The organism is uncultured Campylobacter sp. (genome assembly GCF_938030685.1).
Classification (GTDB): domain Bacteria; phylum Campylobacterota; class Campylobacteria; order Campylobacterales; family Campylobacteraceae; genus Campylobacter_B.
This window is the reverse complement of record NZ_CALHHX010000145.1, coordinates 1-10,661: the sequence shown is the minus strand read 5'-3', so window position 1 is coordinate 10,661 and position 10,661 is coordinate 1. Positions and strand designations below refer to the sequence as shown.

Annotated in this window: 14 protein-coding genes; 6 read left to right on the top strand and 8 right to left on the bottom strand. The window is 46.8% G+C overall.

Going from position 1 to position 10,661, the window contains the following annotated elements; all coding sequences use genetic code 11:
• Window positions 1-212: 212 nt before the first annotated feature.
• The 8 genes from Q0369_RS06805 to Q0369_RS06770 form a co-directional block, all read right to left on the bottom strand.
• The gene (locus Q0369_RS06805; RefSeq protein ID WP_298097728.1) at window positions 213-845 is read right to left on the bottom strand and encodes a hypothetical protein; all 633 of its coding nucleotides are present in this window, start codon (window positions 843-845) and stop codon (window positions 213-215) included.
• A gap of 68 nt (window positions 846-913) precedes the next feature.
• Entirely contained in the window at window positions 914-1,450 is a 537-nt protein-coding gene (locus Q0369_RS06800) for a hypothetical protein (RefSeq protein ID WP_298097725.1), read from the bottom strand.
• A 29-nt stretch (window positions 1,451-1,479) separates the two neighbouring features.
• Window positions 1,480-1,755 (bottom strand): Imm53 family immunity protein, encoded by a 276-nt coding sequence (locus Q0369_RS06795; protein WP_298097722.1) that lies wholly within the window; start codon window positions 1,753-1,755, stop codon window positions 1,480-1,482.
• Window positions 1,756-1,845: 90 nt separating this feature from the next.
• On the bottom strand, window positions 1,846-2,199 hold the full coding sequence (locus tag Q0369_RS06790; RefSeq protein ID WP_298097719.1) for a hypothetical protein: 354 nt from the start codon (window positions 2,197-2,199) through the stop codon (window positions 1,846-1,848).
• A 114-nt stretch (window positions 2,200-2,313) separates the two neighbouring features.
• Window positions 2,314-3,666, bottom strand: coding sequence for a coproporphyrinogen III oxidase family protein (locus tag Q0369_RS06785; RefSeq protein ID WP_298097716.1), 1,353 nt, complete (start codon window positions 3,664-3,666; stop codon window positions 2,314-2,316).
• A 69-nt stretch (window positions 3,667-3,735) separates the two neighbouring features.
• Entirely contained in the window at window positions 3,736-4,083 is a 348-nt protein-coding gene (locus Q0369_RS06780) for an AzlD domain-containing protein (protein WP_298097714.1), read from the bottom strand.
• Complete coding sequence (locus tag Q0369_RS06775) at window positions 4,083-4,841, bottom strand: AzlC family ABC transporter permease (RefSeq protein WP_298097710.1); 759 nt, start codon at window positions 4,839-4,841, stop codon at window positions 4,083-4,085. The genes Q0369_RS06780 and Q0369_RS06775 overlap by 1 nt, the downstream gene beginning before the upstream one ends.
• A 221-nt stretch (window positions 4,842-5,062) precedes the next feature.
• A complete protein-coding gene (locus Q0369_RS06770) occupies window positions 5,063-6,625 on the bottom strand; it encodes an inorganic phosphate transporter (protein WP_005869776.1) in 1,563 nt (520 codons plus the stop codon).
• Window positions 6,626-6,798: 173 nt separating this feature from the next.
• Between Q0369_RS06770 and Q0369_RS06765 the strand changes: the two genes are divergently transcribed.
• The 6 genes from Q0369_RS06765 to Q0369_RS06740 are packed head-to-tail and all read left to right on the top strand — an operon-like array spanning window position 6,799 to window position 10,624.
• Window positions 6,799-7,188 (top strand): NAD(P)H-quinone oxidoreductase subunit 3, encoded by a 390-nt coding sequence (locus tag Q0369_RS06765; RefSeq protein ID WP_005869774.1) that lies wholly within the window; start codon window positions 6,799-6,801, stop codon window positions 7,186-7,188.
• Window positions 7,170-7,679 (top strand): NADH-quinone oxidoreductase subunit B family protein, encoded by a 510-nt coding sequence (locus Q0369_RS06760; RefSeq protein WP_005869772.1) that lies wholly within the window; start codon window positions 7,170-7,172, stop codon window positions 7,677-7,679. Before Q0369_RS06765 ends, Q0369_RS06760 begins: the two co-directional genes overlap by 19 nt.
• Window positions 7,679-8,467: an NADH-quinone oxidoreductase subunit C gene (locus tag Q0369_RS06755; protein WP_298097707.1), complete on the top strand. Its 789-nt coding sequence runs from the start codon at window positions 7,679-7,681 to the stop codon at window positions 8,465-8,467. The genes Q0369_RS06760 and Q0369_RS06755 overlap by 1 nt, the downstream gene beginning before the upstream one ends.
• The gene (gene nuoD, locus Q0369_RS06750; RefSeq protein WP_298097704.1) at window positions 8,467-9,693 is read left to right on the top strand and encodes an NADH dehydrogenase (quinone) subunit D; all 1,227 of its coding nucleotides are present in this window, start codon (window positions 8,467-8,469) and stop codon (window positions 9,691-9,693) included. Before Q0369_RS06755 ends, nuoD begins: the two co-directional genes overlap by 1 nt.
• Window positions 9,690-9,920, top strand: coding sequence for an NADH-ubiquinone oxidoreductase subunit E family protein (locus Q0369_RS06745; RefSeq protein WP_298097701.1), 231 nt, complete (start codon window positions 9,690-9,692; stop codon window positions 9,918-9,920). The genes nuoD and Q0369_RS06745 overlap by 4 nt, the downstream gene beginning before the upstream one ends.
• Window positions 9,917-10,624 (top strand): hypothetical protein, encoded by a 708-nt coding sequence (locus Q0369_RS06740; RefSeq protein ID WP_298097698.1) that lies wholly within the window; start codon window positions 9,917-9,919, stop codon window positions 10,622-10,624. The genes Q0369_RS06745 and Q0369_RS06740 overlap by 4 nt, the downstream gene beginning before the upstream one ends.
• Window positions 10,625-10,661 lie beyond the last annotated feature (37 nt).

The window sequence follows — 10,661 nt, the reverse complement described above, 5'->3', positions numbered from 1 at the left end:
ATCTGGTATCTTTTAAATTTAAAAGGCAAGGATTTTCTGTCCAGAAACATCGCTCGTCGCAGACCATAAGCTCATCGTCGTTAAATTTTATAATATCGCCTCTTTGTAAATCATTGTCGAAGGTTGATATTGGTAAGATAGTCATATAAGCCCCTTTTGCTTGCTAGATTAAATATGTCCATAATAAATTTTCGTTATTTGTAATCACTAAATTACACCTCTATAACCACATCCTTATACTTCTCATAAAGCCTCGGCTTTAAAATTTTATCACGATACTCTTTGCCCGCCTTAGTCATACACATCCAGTGGCTAAATCTACTCCAGGTATCGGGATTCTTCCAAGTTATCTCTGCTTTGGGAGTTATGTTCTCCTCCTCTAAAAATTTATACCCAAAAAAGAAATTATCTCTAAAATAGACCCACTTCTCATAAAGCGACATACCTAGATCGATCTTGGATAAATTCGTATCGAAGTCAGCCCATTTCTTTCTTAAATTTTCGCCCTCTATGCCGAAGTCTATCATACCCCCTAAAAACAGCTGACCCATTACTCCGAAATACTCTCCCGCGTATGTCGGATAGGCTGAAATTTCAGGATTATCTTCGTCCGCTAGCTTATAGTCGCTTTGGATAATCCAATGTAGTTCAAACCATTCGTACCAATCAAAGATTTCATATTCAATGTAATCCAAAATATCTTTTTTTCTGGTACCGGGAATTTGAGCTAATATGCGAATAAACGAATCCATCCAGCAATCAAATCCTAAAGCCTTATAAAGTTCTTCATCTTTGTTAAAAACCCAGCCGTATAGTTCATTCGGTTTTAAAATTTTAAATTTCATAGTATCTCCTTTTTAAATTTAATCGGTTGGCGATATAAAATTTACCTCATCGATCCGTTTAATTGATCTCATATAAACTCGCTAATATAAAAATTATTTGATTCCGAGAGCTTGGGCATACTTTTTAGTATTTCATCTAAATCGACGCTCTTTATTTCGGCGCAATTTTTTACATCGCCGCAGATGCCGATAAAAACAAGATCGCCGCTGTTTTTGCCTATAAATTTACCCTTTGCGTAATAGCCGCCTTCAAATCTTTCATAGGCTATATAATATAATATTTGCTTTAAAATTTTACTTTGATCCAGCTTGAAATAGGTGCAGAATTCCACGCCCTCTATATCTTGCGATATGTCGGTGACGCCCACGGTGCTTTTTTCATATTTTTTAAGATCTATTTTTACGATATTGTTTTCATCTCCTTCGCCGATTGCTCCAAGTGCGCGGAAATCCCTATCTATCTCGCCGTAAATATCAAAAAACAGATAGCTGCCCTTAAAGCTTTTATAGGCGAATTCCTTTACGGCGTCCTTAACAATTTCAATATTTGCAAGCGTAACTTCGGTCTTTTTGCAAGATTCGTTTTTTATCTCGACTTCGATCATCTAAGCTCCTTTATTTGTCTTGCTAAATTTTAATCCATTAGCCATTTTACCACGTATTCCAACAATTCCTCTAAATTCTCGGCTCCGCAACTTCCTTTGAGTTCGTTTTCCGTGGCATTGATGAAAAACCAATCCTCGTCATCTCTATCGATATTTATTTTGATCGGCTTTTTCCCGCTCTCGCCATCGATTTCAATCCACCAACCGGGATTATCGACCGTTTCTAGCGTAAGGCCATATTCATGCTCCCATTCTCCGTCGCATTTGGAAGCGTACCAGTTTTGTATGAGTTTTAGATTACTCATTGCTCCTCCTTTAATTTTATAAATTTTAAAATTCTCGATTTGTTAGGCTTTGATATTACAATTGAAGCAGGGCTTCTTTGCTATTTAAATTTAATCGCTTATTAGAAATTTCTTTTCTACGCCATCTTTATTTACGGTGATTATCTTCGAGTTTGGAATATTTAAAAATTTTATAGCTTTTTCGTCCAGTTCAGACAATGGCTCTTCGTGATTATATTTGGTTTTAAAGTAATATAAGAAAAGATCGGCCGTTCGATTTTCATCCATAAGTTGCATTATGCACCTATCGTTTGAATCGCCGCTACCATATCGGTTTATCATCATAAACGGCTCGCAGCTCTTATGAAACGGGAAGCGGCCGAAATTAAAAAGATTGCCGACGAGCTCAAATACAAGGACAAAAAACAGAAATAAAATGAATAGTTTAATTCCTCTACGTTTCATTGCGGCGTTTCCTAAATTTTGAAATCAAAAATTCGTTTGTGTTTTAAATGCCAGACGATATTTGCGCTCAAGTCGCGGGTGCGTCCAAGCGCTAGTAGCGGTCTGGCGCAAAATTTACGACGCTATCTCGCTTTTTGCCGCGCCGGTTGCGGCGGATTCGCTTTCGTCCATGATGGTGAGCTGTTTTGCACGCTTGATCTTGGCATCGTCGCGAAACGCCGCGCGCACCTTGTCCATACCGGTGTAAAATTCCTTCATCAAAACAAGGCACAGATATGCGCCGAATTCCGTCGTACGGATGATCTCACCCTCGATCCGCACGGCTCCTGCAAGCCTTAGCAGACTAAGCTCTCTACCTAGTTCGCGGCGCAAATTTAGATCGTTTGCGGAGTTAAATTTAGCGATGTCGATCTCACCGTTAAAAAGCTCGGTCAAAAAGAGGTATTTCGCGCGCTCGGATCTGCTAAAATCGCAGGTGGCGATGACGGTGCTTTCGTTTTTCTGCACTCTGCTTGCGTACTCTTCGAGATTGAACGCATTTACGAGCAACCTGCCGCCTAAGAAACTAAACGCGCCGCTTCCGATGCCTACGTATTCGTGGTTTGTGCCCACGTATTCGTCGCTCATATTTGATTTTTCGCGAGCGAAGGCCCATGCGTTGCTGCGGTGCCAGCTCGCAAATTCCTTGCAGATGATGGAGTAAAACTCCTCTTCGCGGTCTACATTGCTAACGCCTAGGCTCCGCGCTATTTGATCGCGCATCAAAGGCGATTTCATCAGCGGATACAGCGTGATCTGCTCGGGCTTCACCGCCTTTGCCGCTTCGATGTCGCGAAGTAAAATTTCGCGAGTTTGAAACGGAAAATTAAAGATCAGATCCAGGCTTAAAATCGGCAAAATTCCGACTGCTCGGGATAGCTTTTCTTGCAAAATTTCGCCCGAGCCGAATTTGTCGTAGCGCGAAGCTTTGCGTAAAATATCGTCATCAAAGCTCTGAACCCCCACGCTTAGGCGGTCTATGAGCCCGCGAAATCGCAGCAAGCTCTCAGGCTCGATGTGGTTGGGATCGCTCTCACACGAAACCTCTTTGATGCTGAAAAGCGACTTGGCAAGCTCCAGCGTGCGTGCTAGCTCATCCTCGTCGATGAGCGTCGTGCCGCCGCCTACATAAAGCGTCTCAAAGTCGTAGCCTGCGTCCTTCGTGCGCTGCATCTCGGTGCGCAGCGCGCTGAAATACACCTTGCACGCACCACGCTCGTAGGCGTATTTGTGAAAGGAGCAGTACGGGCAAAATGTGTGGCAAAAGGGCACGTGCATGTAGAGCATATATTTTTTATCGGGGTTTGGAATTTTAGCGATATTTTCCTGCGTGATGTTGATTCTAAGGGAGTTGTATAGGGATTTTTGCATAGTTTCGGCGGCATATTTTTTAGCGAAGCTATGCACCATTTGACTGATAAAATTCATAAAACTTTAACCTTTTTTAAACTTAAAAATTAACTTTTGAAGTTTATCAAAAACTAACTTATAAATTTATCAATAATTTAATAAAAAGCGCAGCGCCGCCATATACATTAGCGTAGGAAGAGCTATCGTAACGAGGGAATTGCGAAATTTAGCATGCACGACAAACGCCATAATCAGGCAAAATAGCAGCGCCGCCGTTTGCAGTACGTCCGCGTTAAAAGCCCGCTCGCCCGAAAAGCTAGGCAGCATAGTTTTAAGTGCATAGATCGTCAAAACGACCATTATCAAAAGTCCGGAGTTTTTCTGTAGATACGCCAGATTTGGACTCGCGGTCTTTTTCTTAAAAAGCAGCAGCGGCAAAAATCGCGTCAAAATCGTAGCGAGCGAGGCCAGAAAGATATAGGGCAAAATTTCCACTACCTGCTCCTTTTCAGGAATTTTCGCAGCCTGCGTCCCGCGAGCGAAGGCCGCTCGAAGTATTTACGAAAGAGCAGCAAAACCGCAGTGCCAGAAATCAGAGTGCCGAATAAAAAGTATTTTGTAGGAAAGATAAAAAGCCCCGCAAACGCGCAGGCAAAGCCCAGCAATAGCACTTTGTATTGCGGATTTGCTTTGAAAACCTCATAGGTCAGCATCGCAAAAAGCGCAGTCAGGCTAAACTCGACCCCGCTAAAATCAAGCTTTAAGCTTGCTCCCAAAACAGCCCCTGCAACTACGCCCGCAACCCAGTAGGATTGATTTAAAACCGCCGTTAGATTATAGAGCAGATCAAGCTCTTTTAATCTTTGCGGCGTTACGGGCTGTTCTCCGCTAAGCTCCTCGGGGCGCAAAAACGCGCGCGCTTTTAGCAGCGCAAAGGTTTCGTCGGTAAGGGCATACACGGCGTAAATTTTATGACGCACGAAGCGCAGCTCGTCCAGCAGCGACATCGTATAGAAAAAATGGCGAAAATTTAGCAAAAACGCCACGACGAAGGTATCTACGAGCGAGGCGTGGGTTACGATGAAGGCGATCAGCACGAACTCCACGCTGCCTGCGTATATAAGCAGCGAGGTTAGCGCCAGTGCCCAGACGGGCAGATCTTGGCTGATGCCGTAGATGCCAAACGCCAGCCCCAGCGGTACGTAGCCCATCATCACGGCAAGGGTGGATCTTAAAATTTCAAATTTACTCATAGCTTTCCTAAATTTAAAAGGGCGATTGTAGCTAAAATTTTATTAAATTTTACAGGGCGTGCGGGCGATATCTGTGTCGCTGGAAGCGAGTTTTGCGCTGTGATTCGCCGCAAGAGGAGCTGCAAAATTTGCTCGCTTCGGCGCCGTAAAATTTTAAAATTTAGCCTGCGTAGAAATTTGCGAAATTTTAAAATTTCAGAGAGCGGATTTTTAAATTTAGCCTAAAATACGTGGCGCAAAAGCACGAAGGCAAACGCCGAAAGCAGCGCCGAGACGGGTAGGGTGATGATCCACGCTAGCCCGATCGGCTTCATTAGCGACCAGTTCGTGCTGTGATTTACCAAGCCGATGCCTAAAATCGCGCCGATTAGCACGTGGGTCGAGGAGATCGGAAGCCCCAGCACCGATGCCGCCATGACGACGACGGCGCTTGCGAGCTCGGCGCTAAAGCCCGAAGCGGGGTGAATTTTGGTAAGATTGGTGCCTACGGTGGCGATCACCTCTTTGCCGATGAACCAAAGCCCCGCTATGAGGGCTACTGCGAACATTATCATAATCTGCTGCGGCACGGGAGTGGAAGGATTGATACTATTCGTAGCCATCGTATCGATGATGGCGGCAAACGGACCCACGGCGTTTGCAATGTCGTTGCTGCCATGCGAAAACGCAAAGCCGCTAGCAGTGAGCACCTGCAGCCAGCTAAACATCAAAAACGCGGATTTGTTTAAATTTGAGCGGCGCAGGGTTTTAGCGAAAATAAACATCAAAAGCCAGGTAATTAGCGTCGACATACCGATGATGAGGTAGTTGTAAAAATTCGTAAGCCCGAAATTTAGATTATGCAGCCCCTTAAATATCAGCATCGCCGAGATTACGAAGGCTCCGATACCGGCTACGGCTGGAATCCCGTACTCTAGGGCTTTGTGGGATTTTAGCTTCTCTTTTTTCGCGTCAAGTTCGATTACCTTTTTGTAATACTCGCTATCCAGCTCGCTTGGATCAAAATCTGGATCGCGCATCGCGTAAATATCATGATTTAGCGCCTCTGCATAGGCGATCTTTTGAATGTCGTCCAGGGTCTCGAAGGTCTTTTTATGCAGCTTGCGAAGGGATTTTTTTTCGCGCTTTATGCGGTCAATCTTTATTTGAGCGTAGCGGTTGTAATCCAAAATATAATGTTTGATGAGCCAGAAAATTCCAAAAGAGATCACGCCGCCCAAAATCGGCGAGAGTACCCAAGAGATAGCTATTTTACCGATCTTATCCCACTGCACAAGCCACAATGCGGAAGTCTCTGCGGTATTAAGCAGGGCGCCTAGCGTAAGTCCCGAACCCACGATACCGCCGATGATCGCATGAGTAGTAGATACAGGCAAACCCTTTCTACTGGCAAAAAGCAACCATGCCCCCGCCGCAAAAAGCGCGCTCATCATTACATAGATAAAATCCCTAGGATGCACGTCCATTTTGCTAAGATCGATTATGCCGCTGCGGATCGTCGAAGTTACTTCGCCGCCTGCGATTACCGCGCCGCTTGCTTCAAATACCGCCGCGATACAAAGGGCTTGCGCGATGCTAAGAGTGCCGCTTCCGACGCTAGTGCCGAAGGAATTTGCCACGTCGTTTCCGCCGATATTAAAGGCCATAAAGATGCCCAAAAATACCGAAACTAAAAATAGCATTTTATCGCCGCTTCCTATAAAACCGAATCCCCAGATAAGAAAATAGATTGTTACGCCGCAGAATATGCCGTAGAAAATGAGACTTATCTTGCTAGATTTCATAGCTCTCCCTTAAAATCCGCGAAATTTTACCACACGCGCCTTAATCCCCACTAAATCGCACGGGCGAGGTATATAAATTTTAATTTTAAAAGCGAATTTAGTGGCGCGCGCTAAGCTTTATTAAATCAATACTTCGTTACAATCCACATTAAATTTTAAAACCGAGGCGAAAAATGTCTAGAATTCCGCTGCAAAGCCCGTATTTCGGAATATTCGTAATGCTAATCCTAGCTTTTTGCGTCTTTTCGCTCATCGTTAAACTATCCTCTTTGGTAGGCTCGCGTTTAGCAGACAGGCGCGATGAGCGGCTAAAGGGCGAAATTTACGAAAGCGGACCCGAGGCCGTCAAACAGCCTAACCGAATGAACTCCCACTTTTTTTTGATAGCCGTGCTTTTCATACTTTTTGACGTCGAGATTATCTTTATGTTTCCGTGGGCGGTAAATTTTAAAATTTTAGGCGTGTTTGGGCTTGTAGAGATGGCGTTTTTCATCGTATTATTAGGCATCGGTTTCATCTACGCCTGGAAAAAAGGAGCGCTAAATTGGCAGAGCATAAGATAAACTACGCGCGCGAAAACGGGCTCCCCGTAGTTCTCACCACCGTCGATAAGCTGATCGCGTGGGGCAGGAGTAACTCCTTGTGGGCGATGACATATGGGCTTGCGTGCTGTGCGATCGAGATGATGGCGGCGGGCGCGGGCAGATTTGACTTCGATCGCTTCGGTACGATATTTCGCGCAAGCGCCAAGCAATCGGATGTGATGATAATCGCGGGCACGCTTAGCAAAAAGCACGCCGAGTTTACGCGCCGCCTATACGACGCGATGCCCGAGCCCAAATGGGTCATCAGTATGGGTAGCTGCGCTAATACCGGAGGGATGTTTAATACCTATGCCACCGTGCAGGGCTGCGACCGAATAGTGCCCGTGGATATCTATCTGCCCGGATGCGCGCCTCGTCCCGAGACGCTGCAGTTTGCGATGATGGTGCTACAAAAAAAGATCCGCACCCAAACCCCGCGCCGCGCGCAAAAGGCAAAAAGGCTGATCTGATGAGAAAATTTAATCCCAAAGGCGATCAGAGTAAAAAAAATTACTACAAAGACAGATTTTTCATCCCCGAGGAGACGCAGAAGTTAGACGCAAGCGCGAGCGATTTTAAAGATGATCTGGACGCGCTTGAAGGCGTTAAAATTTTAAACTCGTACGTGGAATTTAACACCCTCGTGCTCTACGTGGAGCCCGCGCAAAATTTAGCGGCGCTGCGTGCGCTTAAGAGCGCCGGATATGAAATTTTATGCGAGCTAAGCGGAGTGGATTTTACCGAGGCTCGCGGCGGCATCGAGGTTTTTTATCAGCTTTTGGATATCAAAAGGGCGCGCCGCGCGCGGCTAAAGTGCTTCGTGCCGAATGAGAGCTTTTTACAAAGCGCTGCGGGTATTTACAAAAGCGCGAACTGGGCGGAGCGCGAGCTATACGATATGATGGGCGTTTGGATTGAAAATCATCCAAATTTAGCGCGCCTAATAATGCCCGATGATTGGTTCGGACATCCGCTTTTGAAGTCCTATCCGCTGCAAGGAGACGAGTTTGCCAAGTGGTACGAGGTGGATAAAATTTTTGGGGTCGGCGCGCGTGAGCGGATCGGCGAAGAAAACCGAAATTCCGCATTCGTGGATGAAAAAGATACCTTTAACTTTACGCGGCTCTATCACGAGGGCGGTTACGGCGAGCCGCGGCCGCAAGAGAAAATTTTACAAGAATATCAAGAAGAGGGCGGCGTGCGTTTTGTAAAACGCGTTAAACGCGGAATTTACAAGATCATCACAAAGAGAAAATAATGCAAAATCCAAGCAAGCTAAGACCGTTTTTCGAAAACATCGAGTACGAGCGCGAGGGCGCGAATATGATCTTAAATTTCGGTCCGCAGCATCCAAGCGCGCACGGCCAGCTAAAGCTCGTGCTGGAGCTTGACGGCGAGCGCATCGTGCGTGCCCGCCCTGGCGTAGGCTATATGCACCGAGGCATCGAAAAGATGGCAGAAAATATGATCTACGCGGAATTCGTTCCTGTAACAGACCGCGTCGATTATGTCGCATCGGGCTCGAACAACTACGGCTTTTGCGCCGCGGTTGAGAAGCTTTGCGGCATCGAAGTGCCGCGCCGCGCGCAGATCATCCGCACGATCTTGCTGGAGCTCAATCGTATCAGTTCGCACCTTCTGTTTTTGGGTACGCACGCGCTTGATATCGGCGCGATGACGGTATTTCTCTACTGTTTTCGCTCGCGCGAATACATACTCGATCTGATAGAAAAATACTGCGGCGCGCGCCTCACGCACAATAATATCAAAATCGGCGGCGTCTTTTTGGATCTGCCTAACGGCTGGATAGAGGAGATGTTGAAATTTTGCGACGAATTCCCGAGCGATATTAAAGAATTTGAAGATATGCTTGATACCAATAGAATTTGGCTGATGCGAACCGAGGGCGTGGGCGTGATCTCGCACGAAGATGCCCTTAGCTGCGGCTGTAGCGGAGTGACGCTGCGCGCTAGCGGGCATGCGTGGGATATCCGCAAGGAAGAGCCCTATCTGATCTACGACGAGCTTGATTTCGACGTGCCGTATGCGAGCGAGGGCGACTGCTACGCGCGATATAAGTGCTATATGGCGGAGATGCGCGAGAGCCTTAAAATTTTGCGCCAGTGCGCGAAGCACTATCTGCTAAGCGATCCGCAAATTTTAACGGACGATCCGCGTTTCGTAAGCCCGAGCAAAGAGCAGATCATGACGCAAAACTACTCGCTGATGCAGCATTTCGTCCTGGTTACGCAGGGCTTGCGCCCGCCCGTGGGCGAAATTTACGCCGCGAGCGAGAGCCCTAAGGGCGAGCTTGGATTTTATATCCGCTCGATGGGCGAAAGTCGCCCCTACCGCCTTAAGATCCGCACGCCGAGCTTTTGGCACTGCGCGGTCTATGAAGAAATTTTACCCGGGCAGTATCTTGCCGACGCCGCGGCGATCATCGGCAGCACGAATATCATTTTAGGCGAGGTGGATCGATGAAACGCTACGATTTGAGGCATCTGGGCGATAAATTTCTAAACCGCATGGGCGAAATTTTAAAAAATTCCGCTCGCGGCGAGACGATGATCTTTATGTTTGAGATAGGCGATTTCAGCGCGGTTCAAAAAAGCGCAGATCTGGTGGAGGGGCTAAATTCCACGCTTTTAAGCTCGATACGTTATAACCAAGTCGATTGGATGGTCGTCGCCAAAAAGGGGAGAGGATGAAAATTTTAAATTTCGCGTCGCTGCTTAGCCTTCAAAATCCCGCGCTTGCGGAAGGTTTTAAGAGCGCTGAAATTTTAAGCGTATCGCCGCTGCAAGATCCGCATCTTCCGGGCGAGCTGATAAAATGCGAGATCGGCGCGCAAAGCTTCGTGTTGGCGCTAGTCTGCGCTAGTTTTTGCGACGAGTCCTATTTTGCAGAGCTGGATCTGGAGTATCTAAGCGGCGAAAGCAGCGTGGGCGAGGAGGAGATCGAACAGATCGCGGAGTTTTTACGGGGAGGCTGCGACGCGCTTTTGATCGACGATGCGCTTATTAAAACCCATCCCGATGCGGGGAATATTAAAGCCTTTCTATCTCTCATAGCGGCGAAGTTCGGGGTTAAAATTTTAAATTTACGCGGCGAGCGAGCGGACTTGGGTGCACAAGAGGGGGCAAATTTAAGCCCCCTTAAAGAACCTGAGAATTTCGACGGCGCCGTGGTTTTCAAACACGATGCGGACGAGCGGCTCATCGGCGGAAGGTATTTTTGCATGGTCGCAAAGATCAAGGGCGGCGATCGTGTTCGCATCAAAACGCCGCACCTAAATTTGGAAAAAGAATTTATTTTGGATGAGGAGCTAAAGGGCACGATTGCGCTTTTGGGCTCGGGCGGGCAGGGCTTTGGCGGTTATAATTTCGAACTAGCCGAAATTTCTAAGGTTTAAAATGGCAAAGATCACGATCGACGGTAAAGCTTGCGAG

Bases quoted from the DNA above. Each gene is read 5' to 3' on its own strand.
- nuoD (WP_298097704.1), top strand. From the start codon at position 8,467: ATGCAAAATCCAAGCAAGCTAAGACCGTTTTTCGAAAACATCGAGTAC.
- Q0369_RS06800 (WP_298097725.1), bottom strand. From the start codon at position 1,450: ATGATCGAAGTCGAGATAAAAAACGAATCTTGCAAAAAGACCGAAGTT.
- Q0369_RS06765 (WP_005869774.1), top strand. From the start codon at position 6,799: ATGTCTAGAATTCCGCTGCAAAGCCCGTATTTCGGAATATTCGTAATG.
- Q0369_RS06775 (WP_298097710.1), bottom strand. From the start codon at position 4,841: ATGAGTAAATTTGAAATTTTAAGATCCACCCTTGCCGTGATGATGGGC.
- Q0369_RS06785 (WP_298097716.1), bottom strand. From the start codon at position 3,666: ATGAATTTTATCAGTCAAATGGTGCATAGCTTCGCTAAAAAATATGCC.
- Q0369_RS06755 (WP_298097707.1), top strand. From the start codon at position 7,679: ATGAGAAAATTTAATCCCAAAGGCGATCAGAGTAAAAAAAATTACTAC.
- Q0369_RS06770 (WP_005869776.1), bottom strand. From the start codon at position 6,625: ATGAAATCTAGCAAGATAAGTCTCATTTTCTACGGCATATTCTGCGGC.
- Q0369_RS06740 (WP_298097698.1), top strand. From the start codon at position 9,917: ATGAAAATTTTAAATTTCGCGTCGCTGCTTAGCCTTCAAAATCCCGCG.
- Q0369_RS06790 (WP_298097719.1), bottom strand. From the start codon at position 2,199: ATGAAACGTAGAGGAATTAAACTATTCATTTTATTTCTGTTTTTTGTC.
- Q0369_RS06795 (WP_298097722.1), bottom strand. From the start codon at position 1,755: ATGAGTAATCTAAAACTCATACAAAACTGGTACGCTTCCAAATGCGAC.
- Q0369_RS06805 (WP_298097728.1), bottom strand. From the start codon at position 845: ATGAAATTTAAAATTTTAAAACCGAATGAACTATACGGCTGGGTTTTT.
- Q0369_RS06745 (WP_298097701.1), top strand. From the start codon at position 9,690: ATGAAACGCTACGATTTGAGGCATCTGGGCGATAAATTTCTAAACCGC.